The organism is Roseibium sp. MMSF_3412 (genome assembly GCF_030733265.1).
Lineage (GTDB): Bacteria > Pseudomonadota > Alphaproteobacteria > Rhizobiales > Stappiaceae > Roseibium.
On the sequence record NZ_JASHJI010000022.1, the window covers coordinates 22,789 to 44,046 of the forward strand.

A 21,258-nucleotide genomic window follows, 5' to 3' on the forward strand; every position below is an offset into this window, starting at 1 on the left:
TTTCGTCAAGGGGGCGGGCGGCGGCTTCGTAAATCAGGGAGACGCGTCATTGCCGTTTTATCATCTTTATGAGCTGAATCACGCTGCAATGGCGCCGTACCGGGCGGTCGCCGACATGATGCGGCTTTATTTTCAAAATCCTTTAAATCCCTGGACACACACGAGTTTCGGCCGACAGATCGCAGCGGGATGCGAAGTTCTCGAGCGCACGACACGCCGTTACGGCAAACCGGAATTCGGACTGAAGGAAACCACCGTTGGCGGCGTTCGCGTTCCGGTACGCGAGAATATCGTCTGGAGCCGCCCCTTCTGTGACCTGATCCGATTCGAGCGCGGTGTCACCTCGCACCGCAACGATCCGAAAGTCCTGATCGTCGCGCCGATGTCCGGGCACTACGCGACCCTTTTGCGCGGTACGGTCGACGCCCTGATGCCGAACGCAGACGTCTACATCACCGACTGGATCGATGCCCGCATGGTGCCGATCCAGGAGGGCAAGTTCGATCTGGACGACTACATCGACTACATCATCTCCATGCTGCATTTCCTGGGTCCGGATGCACATGTGCTTGGCGTTTGCCAGCCCTCCGTTCCCGTGCTTGCGGCTGTTGCCGTGATGGAAGATCGCGAAGATCCCTATGTTCCCTCCACGATGACGCTCATGGGCGGGCCCATCGACACCCGCGTCGAGCCGACCGCGGTGAATGACCTCGCGGTGTCGAAGGGCATCGAATGGTTCAAGAACAATGTCGTGATGAAGGTCCCGTTCCCGCATCCCGGCTTCATGCGCGATGTCTACCCGGGCTTTCTCCAGCTCTCCGGGTTCATGAGCATGAACCTCGACCGTCACATGACCGCGCACCGCGAATTTTTCCAGCATCTCGTGGAAGGCGACGGCGACAATGCCGAGAAGCATCGCGAGTTCTATGACGAATATCTCGCGGTGATGGACCTGACGGCTGAATTCTATCTCCAGACGGTCGAAACCGTCTTCATCAAGCACGCGCTGCCGGAAGGAACGATGGAGCACAACGGCAGGGTCGTTGACTGCACCAAGATCAAACGCACCGCCCTGCTGACTGTGGAAGGCGAAAAGGACGACATTACCGGCCGTGGTCAGACCCGCGCTGCGCATGATCTTTGCACAAGCCTGCCGGACGACATGAAAGCGCACTACGAACAGCCGAATGTCGGTCACTATGGCGTATTCAACGGCTCGCGCTGGCGCTCCGAAATCGCCCCGCGCGTTATGGATTTCATCCGCTCGAACCGTGCCGGCATGCCGAAGAAACCGGCTCCCAAGCCGGAAAAAGCGGCGGCGCCTGTGAAGACAGCGGCCAAGGCTCCCTCAGCGAAGGCAAAGCCCGAACCTGCGGCCAAAGCCAAGCCGAAAAAGGCGTCCGCTCCGCGTCCGCTTGAGGATATCCTGCTCGCGAAACCCGATGGTGCCGCGGACAATCTCAAGGAAATCAGCGGGGTCGGCCCGAAGCTCGAATCGACGCTCAACGAGGCGGGCATCTTCCATTTCTGGCAGATCGCCGCGCTGACGGCAGAGCAGATCGAGGCCCTTGACGGCAAGCTCGATTTCCGCGGCAGGATCGAACGCGACCAGTGGATCGAGCAAGCCCGCAAGCTTTCCGAAAGGGTCAGCTGACCGGAACGAAAAAGGCGCCGTGTGGGCGTCTTTTTTTGTCCCACCAGCGTGTCGCCCGGCATGAACAATAGAAAAACTTGATCTTTGCCGACAGCGCGATTGCATCCTGGTAACGTCAGCGCTTTTTATAGAAAAAACAGATACTTGGCCGTCTCGATTACGCTACCTCAGATATCGTTTCGAACCCGGATCCTTTTGTGACGATCATCACAAATCCTTGAAGCAGGCGTCCGCAATGCCCACCTGAAGAGCGTGGATGTCTTAAATGGATAGGATGATGACGACGACCAAAAGTTGCATGATTAAACCTGCCTGGACGCCTGTTACCATCGGTCTGATGGTGCTTGGGTTTGTGGTGTTCTGGCCGCTTGGCCTTGCCATGCTGGCCTATATTCTGTGGGGCGACCGTTTCGAGTGCATGGCACGCGACGCCAGGGATCAATGGCGTGGAAGCCAGCTGAAGGGAGCATTCGATCAGATGTCAAACACCACTGCATATGCGCGTACCGGTAACGTCGCGTTTGATGATTACCGCGAGCGTGAACTCAAGCGTCTTGAGGAAGAACGCGCAAAGCTGGACGCGATGCGCGCCGATTTTGACGACTTCCTGCGCGAATTGCGCCGGGCACGCGATCAGGAAGAATTCGATCGCTTCATGGCCAACCGTGGCCGGTCGAGTGGCGGAAGCGAAGCAGCGCCTTCCTGACCACTCCTCCTCCCAGATCCGTCACGGGACGGCCTGACCGGAAGCGGCGCTTATCAAGCGCCGCTTTCGTCATTTTTCAGTGAGCCAAAATTCACTAAAATCGTCACAAGTGATTCGACCGGACCCCGTGACATGCTCCTGCGACGCGGCAAGGCAAACTTGCCGGACCACATAGAAATCGAAACGGACAGCAGCGCGATCCGGATCCGCTTGCGCGCGAACCCGCGCGCGCAGCGCTATCTGCTCCGCCTTCCCGCGGACAGTTCCGGCCCGGTTCTGACAGTCCCAAAGGGTGGCGATCTGAGGCGGGCGGAGCATTTTGCCCGTCAGCACATAGACTGGCTCATCGAACGGCTTCAGGACCGCCCGCAGCATGTCAGCCTCGCGCCGGATGACGTCTTTCCGCTGCGCGGTGTCGACCATCGCATCCTGCCGACCGGAACCTTGCGCGGCCTTGTGTCCGCCGGCGTTGCCGATGACGGCACACCGGCCCTTTTTGTGCCGGGCGCGGACGATCACGTTCCGCGCAAGGCGACGACCTGGCTCAAGTCGGAAGCTCGAAAGGACCTGGTCAACCGCGCACAGTTCCATGCGGCCAGGATCGATCGGAAGATCACGGCGATCAGCGTACGCGATACCAAAAGCCGCTGGGGGTCCTGTGCATCGAACGGCAAGCTCTCATTTTCCTGGCGCCTGATCCTGGCGCCGCCGGAAATCCTCGACTACGTCGCCGCACACGAAGTCGCGCATTTGAAGGAAATGAACCATTCGAGCCGGTTCTGGCGGCTTTGCCGGGAACTGGCGCCGCAAACGCCAACGGCACGTATCTGGCTCAAGGAAAACGGGACGTATCTGCACGGTTTCGGTTGAGGCAGGCCTGTCGTTTCGGGCCAGTGCCTGGGCTTTGGCGCAAAGGTATGGTTCCTTAGGTGATGGACTCATCAATGAGGCCGAAATGGTTTGAGGTGGCTTGCTTCTCCTCAAGGAGCGGAAGCGCGGGAAATGTGGTTCATTTTCAAGCCTTTCGCAACGCGGAGGAGGCGCAAGCCGGTCAAATCCGAAGGACATGGAAATGGCTTCACCCCGCGGCGCCAGCGTGCTTGACCGGGCAGGAAGCCCGTTCCGCGCACCCTTCCTGACGGGATTTCGCCATTTCGCATGCCATTTCAGTCTCATTGATGAGTCCATCACCTAGCGTTACGATGCTCAGGAGGCCGATATGCGAATTTTCTCAAAAGCTGTGAAAGCCGCCTCTGCCGCTGTCTTTCTGTCGGCGCTCGCAATGCCGATGGCCGGTACGGCTTTGGCGGACAGTTGCTGGAACCACAATGGATCCATCATGAGGCTTCAGGCGCAGGGCAATCAGCGCTGGCTTTCCTATGAAATTCCCCGCGACGTTCTGAGGGTAGCCGGGGTGCAGCGCGGGACACTTCTTTTCAACGGCGTCAAGAACGGCAACTGGTATTCGGGAACGGCACGCGTTTTCTCAAAATACTGCCCCGGCTCGCCGCTGGAATACTACGTTGAAGGCCCGGTACGGGGTGACCAGTTGCAGGTTACGGTCACCGGAACGAGGGAAGTCTATAACCAGTGCCGGCCGACCGGCCGGGTGAAGACGGATACGCTCGTTTTCACCTTCAGCCACGACTGCTGAAACCCGATACCATCCCGTTACCAGAAGCTGCAACCGCTCGGCAATTTTCGAACACTATGAGCGCTATTGAATCTGCCTGAGGCTCTAACCGCCGCCGAAGATATTGCGCAGCAGACCGAGCGGTCCGCGCCGTTCGTCGTTGCCGCCGCCTGCCCCGCCATCACCACCGCCGATGGAACCAGGCGGAATCGGATGCCGCCCGGAGCTGACTGCATTGCGCGGCTGGCCCTGTTCCTGCGGCTTGCGCGGTGCTGCCACGCTGACGGGCAGGTTCGGTACACCCGGAAGATCCGCAACCGGCAGGCCGTTGTGGGCAACGTCCATTACCGCTTTCCAGGTCGCGGCGGGCAGGCTCCCCCCGGTCGCTTTCTTCGTCGGTGAATTGTCGTCGTTGCCGAACCAAACGGCGGTGGTCAGGTTGCCGGTATAGCCGATGAACCAGGCGTCTCGGAAATCCTGGCTTGTTCCGGTCTTGCCTCCCGCAGGGCGTCCGCTGTCGAGCCGCGCCTTGCGTCCGGTCCCGGTCAGCAGGGTTTCGGACATCATCAGGTTCATGTTGCCGACATCGCGCCGCTGAACCACACGCCCGCGGCCATCGCCGGATCTGGAGTAGAGCGTCTTCCCGTCTACGGTCTTGATCCGCCGGATGATATGCGGAAGGACGCCATAGCCGCCATTGGAGAACGGCACGTAGGCGGACGCAATCTCGAGCGGGGTGACCTCGGAGGTTCCCAGCGCCAGCGACAGGTTCTTGTTGAGATCTGACGTGACGCCGAGGCGTTTCGCCGTGCTCGCGACCGTCCCGGCACCGACCTCGTGTGCCAGTCTCGCAGCAACCGTGTTGATCGACAGGCTCAGCGATCTGGTTAGCGTCACCGGACCATAGTGTTCCTTGGTGTAGTTCTTGGGGGACCAGCCGCTGATGGTGATCGGCTGATCCTGCCGCACGGTTTGCGGTGTCATGCCGTTTTCAAGTGCCGCCAGGTAGACGAAAGGCTTGAACGCCGATCCGGGCTGCCGCTTGGCATAAGCCGCACGGTTGAACTGGCTCTTCGCGTAATCCGCGCCACCGACCATAGCCTTGATCGCACCTGCCGTGTCGAGGGTCACGATCGCACCCTGGGAGACGCCAAGCTTTTGCCGGTTTTCCGCAAGCGCCGATCGCAGCGCGCCCTCGGCGGCCTGCTGCATGGATGCATCGATCGTCGTGTCGACAATGATGTCGCCCTCGATGGAGCCAACGAAGTGCGGCAGCACATCCATGACATAGTCGGCGACATAGTTTTCGCTGGCAGTGGTATGCCGCCGGATCGCTTTTGCCGGCGCGGCAATGGCGGTTTTCGCTTCGTTCGAGCTGATATAGCCTTCCTCGTGCATCGCGGCCAGCACCAGCTGCGCCCGGTCCTCGGCAAGGTCCGGATTGCGGGCCGGCGAATACCGGGACGGGGCTTTCAGCAAACCGGCGATGGTGGCCGCTTCCGCGACCGTCATGAGACGCGCGGATTTGCCGAAATAGCGGCGTGCCGCCGCATCGACGCCATAGGCACCCGACCCGAGATAGACCCGGTTCAGATACATTTCCAGGATTTCGTCCTTGGAATATTCCGCCTCCAGCCAGAAGGCGAGCACCAGTTCCTGGATCTTCCGCTTTATCGTTCGGTCCGGTTCCAGAAACAGGTTTTTCGCGAGTTGCTGTGTCAGCGTCGAGCCGCCCTGCGAAACGCGGCCGGACGTGAAATTGGTATAGGCCGCCCGCATGAGACCGATCGGATCGACCCCGAAATGCGAGCGGAAACGCCGGTCCTCAATGGCGATGACGGCATTTGGCAGATAGGGTGGCAACTGTTCCAGACGCACGGCTTCGCCGCCCGTGTCGCCACGGTTGGCGAGCAGGTCGCCGTTGAGCGCGACGATCTTGACGTTGGGCGGACGCACGGGAACCTGCCATTCGGACGTCGGCGGCAGGTAGGCGGCGTAGTATCCGATCACACAGACCACGCCGATCACGCACCAGATCCCCGCGACGGCACTCCAGTAGACGCTTCGCTTGAAGATCCGGCCGACGACGGCGGGAATTCTGATCCTTGACGTGCGTTTCCGGCTGCGCCGCTTTGCGCCGGATCTCCCGCCGCGGCGTTTGCCTGTGCTGCCCCGGGATTTGCCGCTCTGGGATTTTGCGGGCTTCTTGGGACCGGTCTTTTTGCGGGTCGTGGATCCTGACTTGCGGCCTTTCGATTTGGGGCCGGATTTCGACGAGGGCGCAGCAGTGCGGTCCTGCGGTCCAAGGCGCAGGTCAAGCAGACTGCTGCTGCTATCTTCCCCGAATGTCGGTTCAATCCTTGGCTGGCGTTTCGCCCGCGATGCCATTGATCATCCGTCCCGTCGTCAGTTCCGGCACGCGCCGGCTTCCCCCGGGATGATCTTAAATTGCGGCAATTTAAGGGGGCGTTAAGGCTTGGCGCAGGACATCCGAAGCATGTCCTGGCGAATATCTTCCCCGCGCGGACCGGGAATCGTCAGCTGTATCGGCTGGCATCCGCACCGTAATAGTTCACGTAACGCGTGTTGAGATGCGTCACAGGCACGATGATGAGAACGTCCGTCGTGCCGAACTGATTATCGACGACCGCGCCATCTCCGATGAAAGCGCCAAGGCGCAGATAACCCTTCACCAGTGGCGGCAACGCGCGGAGCGCGGCCTTCGGGTCCACCTCGTCGGCGGGCATGCGGTTCATTTCGACATAGCGGTCGGCCACGGCCCGGACGCGCCACTCTTCGGGTGCCCGCGCATTGTGGTGCAGGAAGGAGAGCCGTTCTGCCAGGGCGTCGGGGCTGGTGCCTTCAATCGAAGCACAGCCGAGCAAGACATCAATCTTGTGGCGCAGAACATAGGACCATATTCCGTGCCAGAGCAGTTCGACCGTCTTCTTGTTCCGGTACGGTTTGAGCACGCAGGAGCGTCCCAGTTCCAGAAAGCGCTTGTCCGGATTGGCGTCGACAAGTTTCTGTATTTCAAATTCACCCGCCGTATAGAACCCGTTGTGCTGATCGGCGACTTCCTGGCGCAGAAGGCGGTAGGTTCCAACGATCTCCGGCTTCAGCCGGCCGAGCTTGTTTCGCTTCAGGGAAGCATGATCGACGACGAGCAGATGATCGCAATAGGCATCGAATGGATCCGCATCGCGGCGCGTTGCAAGTGTATTGGCATCCGCGATCGCCGACATTTCCTCGTAAAAGACATCGTAGCGCAGCCGTTGGGCTTTCCTGACTTCCTTGAAGTTCCGGGCCAGCCGCACCTCAAGCGATCCGATGCGCCCAAGGGTATCGCCCGATTTGACCGGCGTTCGGTGCGGATGCGACGGCCAGGTGGTGCCGGCGGTTGCATTGCCGCTGCGAAATCCGGGCGTGAACCTGCGAACAAGCTTCCTTGGAGAAAACAGTCCCTGCCGCATTATGGACATTCCACCCTCTTGCATTCCGTTCTGGCACGTAAGGAGAAGTTCCAGGCAGAAGCCTGTCTCCCCTTGTTTTTACCTTTGCCGGAGCGCAGGCCCCGTGAGCGTCTGGCACGCATTGACCTCGCCGTAGAGCATACTAATCCGACAACTGCATGACATTCGGGTTTTTCCGTTAGGCCCTGTCAATACAGCTTAGCTCAATCCTGTTTTTTTGTGAAATTGCGCACGGCATGCACACGATTGACCCGGGTCTCGAAACGGACGCCGATCAGATCGGGGCGCCGTGCATCAGTCGCGATTGATCGACACCAGCGCGTCGGAGATTGATTCGACCGTAAGCGGTTTGGTCAGATATCCGGCGGCACCGGCTTTTGCGGCCTTGTCGCGGGCGTCCTGCATGACGTCTGCGGTTACCATCAGGATCGGCACCGGTTTTTGTCCGTGAATGTGTTCATTTGCACGAATTTGCCGGATGGCTTCGAAACCGTCCACACCCGGCATGTGCAGATCCATCAGGATTGCGTCGAACCTTTCTTTCGAGGCCTCCTCGACGGCTTTTTCACCGTCCACGACCATGATCGGGATATGTCCGAGCTTGCGCAGCAGCGCTTCGCTCAGAAGGCGGTTGATGTCATTGTCCTCCGCAACGAGCAGCCGGAGCGGACGGGCCGGAGCATTGAAGTTTCGAATTGCCGTGTGCTCGTCCACCGTTTCGGCGCTGGCATCCCAGGCGAAATCATCCGTCTTGCCGGTCAGAAGACCGGAAAGGATATGGATCAGCGTTTCGATCCGGACGGGCCGGATCAGGTAAGCGGCGTAGCCGGCGGAGCGCAGCTGGACCAGCCGGTCGCGCTCGGGTGGCGAGATCAGAACGATGGCAGGTGCCTCGCACCCGGTCAGGCGGGCGGACGCCAGCCAGCCGCCCGCATCCGATACCGCCGAGTTGTCGACAATGATGAGATCCGCGCCGGACAGTGTCTGTTCCAGATCGATGCTGCCGGGCACTTCAACGGTGACGTTGGCCTGGTGAAGCTCAAGCCGCCTTGCCAGCAGCGGGCATTCGATCCGGCTGCCGCTGACAAAGACGATCTTCTTGCCCTTGAGGCTGTCGAGCCGCGGATCCGTTTCGGCCGTGAGATCTTCAGGGATCGGCAGGGACACCTTGAAATGTCCGCCGCCCCAGCCGGAAGGCCGCGCGGTGATCGCGCCGCCCATCAGGCCTGCAAGCCGCTGCGCGATGGCAAGGCCAAGGCCGGTTCCGCCGAATTTCCGCGCGGGGCCGTGATCAACCTGTTCGAATTCCTGGAAGATGCGCTCCGCCTCGGCGGCGTTGAACCCGATCCCGGTGTCGTGCACGTCAATATCCAGGAAGGTTGAACCGGGGCCATCGCTCCGACCGGTCACCTCGACGGATATACCGCCCTCATCCGTGAATTTGATGCCGTTTCCGATCAGGTTGAACAGGATCTGACGAACCCTCGTCGCGTCAAGCGTCACGGTCTCCGGCAGGCGCGGATCCAGCATCGTGCCGATCTCAAGACCTTTTGCATGCGCTTTTGGCGCCAGCAGTTCAACGACGCTCTCCGACAGGGTGCCGACCTTGACGGGTGCATTCTGGATTTCCAGCTTGCCCGCCTCGACCTTGGAAAAATCAAGCACTTCATCAATCAGGAGAAGCAGGGTTTCGCCTGACGTTTCGAGCGCTTCGATATAGGCGGACTGCTCCTTTGTCAGGCGCGTGTCCCTGAGCAGAGAGGCCATGCCGAGTATGCCGTTGAGGGGGGTGCGGATCTCGTGGCTGACCGTTGCAAGGAAGCGTGACTTGGCCTCGTTCGAGTTTTCCGCCGAATGGCGCGCGGCCAGCAGTTCCTCCTCGATCAGCCGCCGCTCGGTGACGTCGCGCAAGACTGTCTGAACCAGCTGCCGGTCGGTGGCCGTGTCGCGGACCGGGATATCGATCCGTGAAAACCAGCGCGGCCCCTGGGCGGTGTGAATATGGAGATCCTGAAAGGTCGTTCTTCCCGAGAGGTTCAACTCCGACGGCGCCTGTGTCTGGACCCCGTCCGCGTCGACCAGTGGCAGCTTCATGGCGTTGCCTGGGACCAGGTCGTGCATGTTTCCAAACACATCTTCTGCGGCGGAATTGACATACTGGATGACACCGTCGGCATCGCGCCGCACGACGACGTCACCGAGCGTTGCGAGGATGCTTGCGTGCCTTTCGTCGGATTCCCCCAACTCCCAGGCCTTGTCTTCGAGTTCCTCGATCCGCGCCATCAAACGTCTGATCTTGGCGTCTTTCGACTGGATCGCCTCGACGGACCGGTGCATGTCGTCGGCAAACATGCGCCAGACTGCCAGTCCGCCTGCAAAGAAGGCAAGGCCGACGCCCAGAAACCGTGTGATGCCATCGCCCGCGACCAGGAAAAGCGCTGCTCCCAATCCCAGGACGAGACCGGCAACAGCCAGGTGCTGAAGCGCTTTCCGGGGTGCTGAAACGGGTTTGTCGGTCGCGCGGCGGCCCGGTCCGACATCGGGCTCGGAAACATCCACAGGCACGCCAACGTCGCCCGGCATCGGCTTGATCTCGTCCGCGGCCAAGCTTTGTGTGGCAGAAACGTGAGGGTTCGCCTCAGTTTCCCGGCTGCCGGTTTCAGGGCTCTTGATCTTGTTGCCGTTGTGACGTGCCAAGGGGATGTCTCTCTTAGTGGGTCAATGCCCGAGAGAGTGCCGCTTAATCTTTTAGAAACCGTTTCACTGAGTGCGTGCTGTCGAGAATTGCGGCAAGCGGTGGATGCATGCGGTGTGTGTTTGGAAGGCGTGTCGCCTGCTGGTCTCGACCAGAAAAGAAGGGTGCGCCTTGCCCTGCCGGATCATGCAGGGCAAGGCATTGCTTTATCTGACGTCCAGGAAGCCGATGATCTTGCGAACGTCTTTCAGGACCGGTTCGGCGATGGCGGATGCTTTTTCGGCGCCCGTCTTCAGAACCGAATCGATCTGGGCCTTGTCATCCATCAGCCGCCGCATCTCATCCGTCATCGGCGACAGTTTGCCGACGGCAAGATCCGACAGGGCCGGCTTGAAGGTCGAGAACTGCTGTCCGCCGAAGTCCTTCAGGACATCTTCCTTGGAGCTGCCGTTGAGCGCCGCGAAAATCCCGACAAGATTGTCGGCTTCCGGGCGGTTCTCAAGACCGTCGACTTCGCTTGGCAGCGCGTCCGGATCCGTCTTGGCTTTCCGGACCTTCCGGGCGATCGTGTCGGCGTCGTCGGTCAGGTTGATGCGCGACAGGTCCGAGGGGTCCGATTTGGACATTTTCTTGGTGCCGTCGCGCAGCGACATGATCCGTGTTGCCGGCCCGGCAATCATCGGTTCGGTCAGCGGAAAATACAGCTGTTCGGGCAGCTCGGGAGACGGTGTCGGATTGGGAACGCCAATTCCGAGGTCCTTGATCCGGTCGCCGAAGTCGTTGTTGAACTTTGCGGCAATATCCCGTGTCAGTTCAAGATGCTGCTTCTGATCGTCGCCCACCGGGACATGCGTCGCACGATAGGCAAGGATGTCGGCCGCCATCAGGTTCGGGTAGGCGAACAGTCCGACGGACGCGTTTTCCTTGTTCTTTCCGGCCTTTTCCTTGAACTGCGTCATCCGGTTGAGCCAGCCGATCCGCGCGACACAGTTGAAGATCCACGCGAGTTCGGCGTGTTCGCGCACCTGCGACTGGTTGAAGATGATCGATTTGTCCGGATCGATACCGGCGGCCATATAGGCTGCGGTCACTTCGCGCGTTGCGTTGCTGAGTTCTTCCGGGTCCGGAAATCCGGCCGTGATGGCGTGGGAATCGACCACGCAGAATATCGTCGGCATCTGGTCCTGCAGGGGAACCCAGCGAGACACCGCTCCAAGATAATTGCCAAGGTGGAGGTTGCCGGTTGGCTGAACGCCTGAAAAGACACGGGGCTGGAACGCCGTCATTTTAAATCCCTTTATTGGTGCGGCCGGTTGGAAGGGCGCTGTGAAACTTTGGGCGCGCCGGGTGTAAGCCCGCAAAGCCGAGGATGCAAGCGGTATTGCATGGCAACCGCAGTTTGTTTGTCAGGTGTTGCGCCGCGTCAACGTCCGGAACATGCTGATGAGATCCGCGCCGCCGCTCACTTGTGCGAACACCGCGAAGGTCACAACCCCGGTCAGCACCAGGAGGCCGAGGCTGGCCGCACGGACGATCAGCCAGGATCCGGACAGAGACGGTGCGAGAACAATGGCTGCAAAGTGAATGGCCACACCCATCAGCAGGCTCGCCAGCAGCACCAGAACCAGCCGCCGCAGAAGCGCGAAATCAGGAACAAAGTGGCCGCGCTGGTAAAGGACAATGATCAGAAGCCCCGTGTTGACCCAGCCTGCGATCGTCGTGGCAAGGGCGATGCCCACATGCTTGAAAACGGGAAAAAGGGCAAGCGAAAGACAGACATTCACCGCCATGCCGACAGCGGCGAATTTCATCGGTGTTTTCGTGTCCTCCCGCGCGAAATAGCCGGGTGAGAAAACCTTGTTGAGCACGAATGCGGGCAGGCCGAAGGAAAATGCCATCAGCGCGGCTGCGGTTCCGTCAACGGCAGCGGCGTCGAAACGGACGCGCTGAAACAGCACGGACACGATCTCGTGGGGAACGACGGCCAGCGCAACCGCGGCCGGCAGTGTCAGAACCAGGGAGATTTCGAGGGCGCGGTTGAGGCTTACCTGGTAGGCGCTGACCTCGCCGGCCCTTAGCTGCCGGGTCAGGCTGGGCAACAGAACGACGCCGATGCCGATGCCGATCACGCCGAGGGGAAGCTGGTAGAGGCGGTCTGCGAAATAGAGCATCGCGTTCGCACCGTCCTGCAGCGAGGCGATGATCGTTCCAACGGCGATGTTCAGCTGTGTGACCCCGCCTGCAATGATGCCGGGGACCCCGAGCACGAGCAGGCGTTTTGCGGATTTGGTGTAGCGGGGCCGGAACACCGGTATCCTGAACCCGAGCCGCTTCAGGTCGGCGATGACGACCAGAAGCTGGACGATCCCGCCGAAGGTGACGCCGGCACTCAGGATAATGCCGAGTTCGGTGTTGTCCTCCACGCCTGCCGCCAGAACGCTGCCCAGAACGATACTCATGACCACGTTCAGCATCACCGGTGCGAAGGCCGCGGCGGCAAAGCGCTGGTAGGTGTTCAGGATCCCGGCGAGGAAGGCCAGAAGCGACATGAAGATCAGGTACGGAAAAGCGATCCGCGCCATCAGGACGGTCAGGTCGAACTTGGCGCTGTCGGTGCTGAAGCCTGGTGCCAGACCCCAGACAACGAAGGGCATGAATATCTGTGCGAGCGCCGTCAGCGCGAGCAGGCAGAACAGCAGCGCAGCGCCGATTTCACCCGCAAAGCGCCTTGCGCCTTCATCGCCTTCTTCTTCGACCGCCCGGCCGAACAGGGGGATGAAGGCAGAGTTGAACGCGCCTTCGGCAAACAGCCTGCGGAACAGGTTCGGCAGGCGGAAGGCCACGGCAAAGGCGTCGGCGACGGGCCCGGTCCCGACAGCGGCAGCCAGGAGCACATCCCGCACGAAGCCGAGCACCCGGCTCAACATGGTCGCGCCGCCGACCGTCGTGAAGTTACGAACAAGGCTCATTCAGGCGGCGCTCCCGGGAAAATGTGCAGCATTCACGAGGCCTGACGCTGGACTTTTCTGGAGACCGGTGCGGCCGGATCAAGCTCAAGGCGGCCCTTCACGGCATCGGTGAGACGCTCGCGGATGATTTCCTGCCGCCCGATATTGGAGATCTTCTGGCCCGTCAGGTCAGTGACGTAAAAGACGTCGACGGCCTTTTCGCCGAAGGTCGAGATATGGGCCGAGCCGATATTGAGATTGAGCGTCGCGATGGAGCGTGTCAGGTCGTAGAGCAGTCCGGGCCTGTCGAGGCCGGAAATCTCCAGAACCGTGTATTCATCCGAAAGCGCGTTGTTGACCAGGATCTCGGTCGCCACCTTGAAGGCCTTCACCCGGCTTTTCATCGAGTTTTTCTTGGTCACCGGTTCCGGAAGACGTTCGTCGCCTCTGAGTGTCGTCCGGATCAGCCGGGTGATCCGTTCGCCTCTGCGGCGTTCGTCGTCATCGTCGGGCAATTCGCGGCCGATGAATATGGTGTCGAGCGCGTAACCGTCCGTTGTCGTGTCGATCTGTGCGTCGACGATATTTGCGCCGGTGGAAAAGCAGGCACCCGCGATGATGGACAGAAGGCGCGGGTGGTCGGGCGCCATGATATTCAGTTCGGTGACGCCCTCGAACGCGCGGGGAATGACATCGAAGGCAAGCCGTTTGCCGCCCTTGTCCGCCTTGCGCAGCAGTTCGGCGTGCGTCAGCAGCCGCTCCGGTTCGGTGCGAAGCCAATAGGCCGGGTAATGGCGCTTGAGATAGGCGGTCCGGTCCTTCTTGCTCCAGTGTTCCAGCTTGGTCATCAGGTCGGTTTTGGCCGACTCGATCGCCTCGTTGTGGGACATCTTGGAGTGTCCGCCGGACAGGTGTGGTTCCGTGGCATAGAAGAGGGTTCTGAGAAGCTGACCCTTCCAGCCGTTGAAAACGCCGGGTCCGACGGCGCGGATGTCGGCGACGGTCAGGATCAACAACATCTTCAGCCGTTCCAGCGATTGAACGGTCTGGGCGAAATCCGTGATGGTCTTGCGGTCGTTCAGGTCGCGCGACTGCGCAATGGTGCTCATGTCGAGATGATGCTCGATCAGCCATGCGACCGTTTCGGTTTCCGCCTCGTTCAAGCCGAAGCGCGGGCAGATCTTGCGCGCAACCCGCGCACCGGCGACGGAGTGGTCCTCGGGCCGGCCCTTCGCGATATCGTGCAGGAACATCGCCACGTAGAGCACCTTGCGGTTCTGCAGGGTCAGGATCAGGTCCGTCGACAGGGGGTGATCTTCTCCGGAATTCCCCCGCTCGATTTCCGCCAGCACCCCGATCGACCGGATCAGGTGCTCGTCGACCGTATAGTGATGATACATGTTGAACTGCATCATCGCGACGACCTTGCCGAAGTCGGGCACGAACCTGCCCAGAACCCCGGTCTCGTTCATCTTGCGCAGGATCGTTTCCGGCTTGTTGCGCGATGTCAGGATCGACAGGAACAGCCGGTTTGCCTCCGGGTCGTTCCTGAGGCTGCTGTCGACCAGCTTGAGCGAATGCCTGATCAGCCGCGTCAGCTTGGGGTGCAGGTAGTAATCGTGCTTTTCGGCGAGCTGGAAAACCCTGAGAAGATTCGCGGGAGCGGTTTCGAAGATCTTGTCATTGGTAACGTTCAGCCGGTTGTTTTCGACAATGAAGCCGGGCGCGCCTTTGACCGGCTTGACGGAATCGGTGACGCGGCCGCTGCGCAGGCGGCGCATCATGCCGGAAAATCCCTTGCCGCGCGGCTCCTTGACGTGCTCTTCCTCCAGCGCCGCGCAAATGATGCGGGTCAGGTCGCCGACATCCTTTGCAACAAGGAAATAGTGCTTCATGAAGCGTTCCACATCGCGCATGCCCGGATGCTGGGTGTAGCCGAGCCGGATTGCGATTTCGCGCTGGAATTCGAAGGCGAGCCTTTCCTCGGGACGTCCCGTCAGGAAGTGAAGATGGCAGCGCACTGCCCAGAGAAAGTCCTCCGACTTGGCGAACCGGGTATATTCGGACCGGGTCAGGACGCCTTTCTTGACCAGCTCTGACTGTTTGTCGACGCGGTAGTGGTATTTCGCGATCCAGAACAGCGTGTTGAGGTCGCGAAGTCCGCCCTTTCCTTCCTTGATGTTGGGTTCGACCAGGTAGCGTGATGTGCCCTGCCGCCGGTGCCGCTCATCGCGCTCCAGCAGTTTCGCCGCGATGAATTCGGAGCTGGTTCCGTTAACGACATCTGTGCCGAAGCGTTTGATGAGCTCATCGAAAAGGGGGGCGTCGCCCCAGATATGCCGGGCTTCCAGAACGGCGGTGCGGATCGTCATGTCGGATCGGCTGAGCCGGATGCATTCGTCCACGTTCCGGGTTGCGTGGCCGACCTTGAAGCCCAGATCCCAGAGCATGTAAAGAATGTACTCGACGACCTGCTCACCCCAGGGCGTCTGCTTGTAGGGCAGGATGAACAGCAGATCGATATCAGATCCCGGAGCGAGCGTTCCACGCCCGTAGCCGCCCACGGCGGCGACCGACATGCGCTCGGCGGCGGAAGGGTTCTTGACCCGGTAGACATGCCTGACGGCGAAGTCATAGATCACGCGGATGAGCTCGTCCTGAACATGGGACAGGCGTGACGCGCAGAGCAGTCCGCCGCCGTCTTCATTCAGTTTTTCCTGTACGCGGTCGCGCGCCGTTTTCACTTCTGACTTCAGAAGGTTCAAGACGGTTGCCCTGACTTTGCTGTCCGATCCGTCGCCGTCGGTGTCGCCTGTAAGTGCGGTCAGGCGGGAGCGGAGATCATCCGCATCGATCAGTCCGGCGAGTTCTTCCTGGCTGGGGTGCATTGTTTTGTCGGCAATCCGTTCGGCAAATCAGAAGGTCAGGTTGGGTTTCGAGTGCTGGTTATATAGGGATCGCACCATAAGGACACGTAAAACTGAAAACACTGCTGCCGTTTGGGAAAACTTGCCCGCTTCGGTGTTCGGCATTCGTGTCGCGGAGTGTTTTGCAACCGGTTTTTGCGGCCTCTGCGCCAATGCGATCCGGTTCAGACGTCGTCTTTCGCTGCCGCTACGCGGAGCTGATGCAGAAGTCCGGCGAGCGAGTCTTCCGACAGGACCTCGATTTTCAGGGCGAGCTGGTTGGCAAGTTCGGTGGCCTTGGGATGCATCCCCGCCGTGTCGATGGTGATCCGCGGGTCAGAGAGTTCCGCAAGACGCTGGATCTCTTCCGCTTCATCCCAGATGACGTTGAAATAGGTGATGATCCTCTGCACCAGAAACCAGGTCGGCTTGCCTCTCTTGCCGTGTTCGAGCGCTGAAAGATAAGCGCTGGAGACGGAAAGCGCTGCTGCCATTTCCTTCAGGGAGACGCCTCTTTTTGCCCTGAGTTCCCGAATTTTTGCCCCTAGCGGTGTCACGGTTCTACCTTCTTTTACGGATCCGCACGTAGAGCGCCCCCGCTCCACCGTGGCTCGCATGGGCTTCCTCATAGCCCAGGACCACCGAACGCATATCCGGCATGGCAAGCCATTGAGGCACCATTCTGCGTAAAATCCCGCGTTCGTCCATATAGGCGTGGCCCGGCCCCCCGCCTTTGCCGGTGATAACCAACACAACTTTGTGACTGCTGGCCTGCGCCTGGTAGAGAAATCCGCGCAGCCGGTCATGCGCCTGGAATTGCGTCAGGCCGTGCAGGTCGATCCGCGCATCGATCGCACGGACACCTTTGACGATCTTCCTGCGATACCGGGTTTCCAGCTGATGAAGGGGAAGCAGGTCGGGGGTTTTCTTTTCCGGTGCGGGTGCCTTGATGGCCGTCGCCGTCGGGGCCGATTTCACCGCCGTGCGCGGTTTGTCTTTCTTGTTGCTCTCAAGGTCCGCCTCCAGAAGCCGGACCCGATCCGGATCAAGCGGTGTGAGCGTTTTTGCGACCTTGCCCCAGAGCTCCCGGTCTTCAGGTGACAGGCTGCCCTTTTTCCCCCTTTTCGTCATCGGTCAGTCCGTCATTGCTTGCGGGTCCGGACGTACCGGATCCGGCACAAGAACAGTGAACGTCGCCTCGTGCCGAATGTCACCGGCAATCCGGCCGGCTCTGTCACCGGACCCTGTGAAGATATCGCCGCGCGCACGACCCCTGATGGCCGAGCCGGTGTCGTCCGCGATCATCAGCCTTGAAAAGTTCCGTCCGCTCCCGTCCGGGTCCTTGAAACCGGCCTCGACGAAAACAAAGGCGCCATATGGAAGATACGCCGGGTCGATCGCCAGGCTGCGGCCGGCAACCAGAGGCAGGCCTGCCGCTCCGACAGGGCCGTCATCCGGTCCGGCCTCCAGAACCTCGCGAAAGAAAATGTAAGACCGGTTTTCGCCAAAGAGTGCATCGCGCCTTTCCGCGTTCTCGGAAAGCCACGATCTGAGACCCGCCATGGTGAAGTCCTCCGGCGTGCCCTCGCCGCGCTGAACGAGAAGCTTTCCGATACCGGTATAGGGATGCCCGGTCTTGCCTGCATAGCCGACACGCATCACGCTGCCGTCAGTCAGGCGCAGTCGCGCCGAGCCCTGCACGTGGATGAAATAGGCGTCGACCGGGTCAGAGAGCCAGACCAGTTCCAGGTTTTCGTCGTCGAGCGCACCGGCCATGATGCCGGCCCGGTCCGGCAATTCCGAAAACCCGTTGGCTGTTCGGCGACCGTGGCTGATCTCCGGCGGCCATCCGGCCGGCCTGGTTTCCGCCGCGATTGCCTCCAGGCCCTCCGGTTTGCGGTGAAGCGGGAAGGAAAAGTCGTCCGTCCGGTTGCGCGAGGCGGTCACTTCCGGCTCAAAATACCCGGTCACGAAACCCGGACCGGTGATGCGGTGCGCGGTAAACCGGGTCTCGAAGAACTGCCGGGCGGCGTCAGGTGTTGCAATGCCCGGATCGGCGGCCGCGTGGCAGAGGGCCTTCAGATTTGCAGGTTCGTGGCCGGAAAGGCCGGTTGAACCGAAGGCACCGGGTTTGCTGCAGAACCGCTGGAATGCGGCGAGTGCCTTGTGATGATCGTCGTCTTCCCAACCGGCAAGATCACTGAAATCGATTTTCTTCAAGTGATCGGGAAGTCCCGGGCTTTGCGGTGTGGCCATGGCGGCTCCTGCAAAGAAAAGCGGCGCGGCCAGTGCCGCGCCTCTCAAACAGATGGAAAACCGGCGAAGAACGGTGCCCCTCGCCCACCGGTTCGTTCGCGTCATTGTCACTCGGCGGATTCGGTCGCGACCAGTTTCCAGTTCGGATCACGCGAATTGGTGTCGCGCGCGAAGGTCCAGATATCGACCACCTCGGTAACTTTCGCCGGATCGCCGTCCACGACTTCACCGGCCTTGTCGCGCGTTGCGGAAATCAGCTGGCTGTGGATCTTGACCGTCACCTGGGCAACCGATCCCTTGAGGGCTGCCTCGACGATTTCCGACTTGTCGATGCCGACAAATGTCGACTCGATCGTCTCGCCGCGCTTTTCCCGGTCGTCGATTGCGCCAACGAAACCGTCAAAGACCTCCGGTGACAGGAGATTCTTGAGAGCTTTCTTGTCGCCGTCGGCGAAGGCCATCACGATCATCTCGTAGGCTGCGCGCGCACCGCCGAGAAACTCACTCGGTTCAAAGCTGCGGTCGACGGACAGGATCTGTTTCAGGGCGCTGTTGAGCGCGGAGCCTTCCGGAGCGACCTTGTCGATCACCACATCACCGCCCTGAGCCTGTTCCGGCATCATGTCGGCGGGCTGGTCGCCCTGGTTGGGCAGCGGAATGACATTGTCCTGGCCGTTGGGCTGTTCGTTCGTCTGTTCCGGCTTGGAATAGGGGTCGAAAGGTGGCCGCTCGTTGCCGGTGCGTTTGCCGAGAACGGATCTCAGTCTGAACAGGATAAAAACAGCAAGTCCCATGAGGACGAGATTCAGTGGGTCGAAAATTTCATTCATCTTACGTTCCGGCTACCCTTTGGAGGCATTTCAAGCCGCCTCTTGCATGTTCAGCTGAAAGCTGCCTGCTCTCGATATCTGTTACCACCTTATTTAGGGGGCTCTTGAACCAGCATCCAGACCCGAGGGCAAGACTGAAATTTCTGCAATGGTTATCTTTCCTGCGCGCGCCTGCTCGCATTTTTGTGATCGAATGTCTACGTTAGGCGAGGTCATGCCCTCATGAAAGGGGCCGGAACATCGCGGCAAACGCGGCTCTGATCCTTGAAAATCAAAGGGATTCCTGCCGATTCGCGCCTCGTATCCAGCCAGGTTCATACATACCGGCCCATTGCATGGGAACATGACCTGAAACAACTTATCAGACGATGGAGGTCCCGTGGGACTTTATATCATTGCCGCACTTATTTTGCTGCCCCTGATTGAAATTGCGGTTTTCATCTGGGTCGGCGGACTGATCGGCGTGCTGCCAACCATTCTGCTGACAGTCATTACGGCGATGGCAGGCACGATCATGCTGCGCCAGCAGGGGCTGTCGCTGCTCATGCGCATGCAGAGCGAACTGGATGCCGGGCGCGCACCTGGCAACGAGGTCATGCAGGGTGCAATGATTGTTCTGGCGAGTATCCTCCTGCTGATCCCCGGTTTTGTGACCGACGCGATCGGGCTGCTCCTGTTCATTCCACCGGTTCGCTCGGCGCTGGCGAACTTTATCGTGTCCCGGTCGAACGTGGTGATCGTTCAGGGCGGTGCGGCCCATGGCCGGCGTGACGACCATGTTGTCGACCTTGACCAGGGCGACTGGTCTGAAAAGGAAGAGCCCGGTGCCGACACAGCGTCTGGGGGCGGTCAGCCGAAAATCAGCCCGTGGCGCGACGGGCCCGACGACGCGAAGTCCTGACGCGGCAACAGCAGGGTCACTAAAACGTGACATGGGCTGTATGCGTAATATTTACCAGTTGAGGTTACGTCTGACCTTCTGTTTGCGGTGAAAACCGCCTGGAACGGAAGGTTCGAACCATGGGATCCGCGCGCGTCGACTGGGTCGATACGGCCAAGGGCATCTGCATTATCTTCGTCGTGATGATGCACTCGGTACTCGGCGTCGAGGCCGCTGCCGGTGAAACCGGCTGGATGCACGCCGTCGTTGCCTTTGCAGCTCCGTTCCGCATGCCGGACTTCTTCCTGATCTCGGGCCTGTTCCTCGCCAACGTGATCACGCGCGACTGGAAGCTCTATCTCGACCGCAAGGTTGTTCATTTCGCCTATTTCTACGTTCTCTGGATGACAATCCAGTTCGCCGTCAAGGCACCCATTTTCGTCGGCGACATGGGCACCATGGGCACGCTGGAGTTCTATTTCCTGAGCTTCATCCAGCCTTTCGGCACCTTGTGGTTCATCTACATGCTGCCGGTCTTTTTCGTCGTCTGCAAACTTGCGCATGACTACCGCGTGCCCTGGCAGCTGATGCTTGCCGTCGGTGCCCTCCTGCAGATCGCGCCGATCCATACCGGTCTTCTTCTGGTCGATGAATTCGCTTCCCGCTTCGTCTATTTCTACGCCGGCTACATCTTCGCGCCGCAAATCTTCCAGCTCGCCGACTGGGCGCGCGAACGCATCGGCGTGAGCGCCGCCTATCTCATCGGCTGGGGTGTCGTGAACGGCGGTCTTGTTTATCTCGGCTGGGCGCATCTGCCGCTGATCGCCCTTGCGCTGGGCGCAGCCGGCGCCGGTGCCATCATCCTGACCAGCGCGCTCATCGTGAAGTTGGGCAGCCTGGGCTTCCTGCGCCATTTCGGCGAGAACTCCATCGTCATCTACCTGGCGTTCTTTTTTCCGATGGGCGTGACCCGCGTCATTCTCTTGAAACTCGGTTTCCTCGACATTGGCACGGCATCGCTGATCGTCACCGCCATTGCCTGCGTCAGCCCGATGATCCTTTACTGGATCATTGCGAAAACCAATCTCGGCTGGTTCCTGTTCAAACGCCCTGAATGGGCCTATCTCGGCGGCACCTTCGGCCGCAAGCGCGCACCGCAAGCGGCGGAGTGACAGGAAACGTCGGGAATTGTTCCTTTAGGACTTTCCTGGAAATCCGCAGACGGATAGGGTGCCTGACGTTGGGAGAGCTCAGGCCTCCCGCCCCTACCCTTTGGC

Annotated in this window: 17 protein-coding genes; 7 read left to right on the top strand and 10 right to left on the bottom strand. The window is 60.3% G+C overall.

Annotated features, from left to right (window positions below):
* The first annotated feature begins 49 nt into the window (after positions 1–49).
* From phaZ to RBB49_RS26000, 5 genes are all read left to right on the top strand, one after another.
* Positions 50–1,654: a polyhydroxyalkanoate depolymerase gene (gene phaZ, locus RBB49_RS25980; protein WP_306145859.1), complete on the top strand. Its 1,605-nt coding sequence runs from the start codon at positions 50–52 to the stop codon at positions 1,652–1,654.
* A 277-nt stretch (positions 1,655–1,931) separates the two neighbouring features.
* Entirely contained in the window at positions 1,932–2,360 is a 429-nt protein-coding gene (locus tag RBB49_RS25985; protein ID WP_306145860.1) for a DUF2852 domain-containing protein, read from the top strand.
* Between the two features lie 132 nt (positions 2,361–2,492).
* Positions 2,493–3,230, top strand: a complete 738-nt coding sequence (locus tag RBB49_RS25990) for a M48 family metallopeptidase (RefSeq protein ID WP_306145861.1) — start codon at positions 2,493–2,495, stop codon at positions 3,228–3,230.
* Positions 3,231–3,432: 202 nt separating this feature from the next.
* Positions 3,433–3,555 (top strand): hypothetical protein, encoded by a 123-nt coding sequence (locus RBB49_RS25995; protein WP_306145862.1) that lies wholly within the window; start codon positions 3,433–3,435, stop codon positions 3,553–3,555.
* A gap of 24 nt (positions 3,556–3,579) precedes the next feature.
* Complete coding sequence (locus RBB49_RS26000; protein WP_306145863.1) at positions 3,580–4,014, top strand: hypothetical protein; 435 nt, start codon at positions 3,580–3,582, stop codon at positions 4,012–4,014.
* A gap of 84 nt (positions 4,015–4,098) precedes the next feature.
* Here the strand turns inward: RBB49_RS26000 and RBB49_RS26005 are convergent, their stop codons facing one another.
* From RBB49_RS26005 to RBB49_RS26050, 10 genes are all read right to left on the bottom strand, one after another.
* A complete protein-coding gene (locus RBB49_RS26005; RefSeq protein WP_306145864.1) occupies positions 4,099–6,381 on the bottom strand; it encodes a transglycosylase domain-containing protein in 2,283 nt (760 codons plus the stop codon).
* Positions 6,382–6,530: 149 nt separating this feature from the next.
* The gene (locus RBB49_RS26010; RefSeq protein WP_306145941.1) at positions 6,531–7,466 is read right to left on the bottom strand and encodes a GNAT family N-acetyltransferase; all 936 of its coding nucleotides are present in this window, start codon (positions 7,464–7,466) and stop codon (positions 6,531–6,533) included.
* A 294-nt stretch (positions 7,467–7,760) separates the two neighbouring features.
* The gene (locus tag RBB49_RS26015) at positions 7,761–10,163 is read right to left on the bottom strand and encodes a response regulator (protein WP_306145865.1); all 2,403 of its coding nucleotides are present in this window, start codon (positions 10,161–10,163) and stop codon (positions 7,761–7,763) included.
* A gap of 204 nt (positions 10,164–10,367) precedes the next feature.
* A complete protein-coding gene (trpS, locus tag RBB49_RS26020) occupies positions 10,368–11,447 on the bottom strand; it encodes a tryptophan--tRNA ligase (protein WP_306145867.1) in 1,080 nt (359 codons plus the stop codon).
* 120 nt (positions 11,448–11,567) lie between these two features.
* Positions 11,568–13,130 carry a murein biosynthesis integral membrane protein MurJ gene (gene murJ / locus RBB49_RS26025; RefSeq protein ID WP_306145868.1) on the bottom strand — a complete coding sequence of 521 codons (1,563 nt, stop codon included), beginning with the start codon at positions 13,128–13,130 and terminating at the stop codon, positions 11,568–11,570.
* A gap of 32 nt (positions 13,131–13,162) precedes the next feature.
* A complete protein-coding gene (locus RBB49_RS26030) occupies positions 13,163–15,997 on the bottom strand; it encodes a [protein-PII] uridylyltransferase (RefSeq protein ID WP_306145870.1) in 2,835 nt (944 codons plus the stop codon).
* A gap of 203 nt (positions 15,998–16,200) precedes the next feature.
* Positions 16,201–16,572 (bottom strand): helix-turn-helix domain-containing protein, encoded by a 372-nt coding sequence (locus tag RBB49_RS26035; protein WP_306145871.1) that lies wholly within the window; start codon positions 16,570–16,572, stop codon positions 16,201–16,203.
* A 4-nt stretch (positions 16,573–16,576) separates the two neighbouring features.
* Positions 16,577–17,146, bottom strand: a complete 570-nt coding sequence (locus tag RBB49_RS26040; RefSeq protein ID WP_306145872.1) for a Smr/MutS family protein — start codon at positions 17,144–17,146, stop codon at positions 16,577–16,579.
* Between the two features lie 3 nt (positions 17,147–17,149).
* Positions 17,150–18,271, bottom strand: coding sequence for a murein transglycosylase A (locus tag RBB49_RS26045; RefSeq protein WP_306145873.1), 1,122 nt, complete (start codon positions 18,269–18,271; stop codon positions 17,150–17,152).
* A 107-nt stretch (positions 18,272–18,378) separates the two neighbouring features.
* Positions 18,379–19,101 carry a Tim44/TimA family putative adaptor protein gene (locus RBB49_RS26050; RefSeq protein ID WP_306145874.1) on the bottom strand — a complete coding sequence of 241 codons (723 nt, stop codon included), beginning with the start codon at positions 19,099–19,101 and terminating at the stop codon, positions 18,379–18,381.
* A gap of 379 nt (positions 19,102–19,480) precedes the next feature.
* On the opposite strand from RBB49_RS26050, the gene RBB49_RS26055 reads away from it, so the two are divergent.
* Both RBB49_RS26055 and RBB49_RS26060 read left to right on the top strand, forming a co-directional pair.
* Positions 19,481–20,002, top strand: a complete 522-nt coding sequence (locus RBB49_RS26055; RefSeq protein ID WP_306145875.1) for an FxsA family protein — start codon at positions 19,481–19,483, stop codon at positions 20,000–20,002.
* Positions 20,003–20,121: 119 nt separating this feature from the next.
* Entirely contained in the window at positions 20,122–21,153 is a 1,032-nt protein-coding gene (locus RBB49_RS26060) for an acyltransferase family protein (RefSeq protein WP_306145876.1), read from the top strand.
* Positions 21,154–21,258 lie beyond the last annotated feature (105 nt).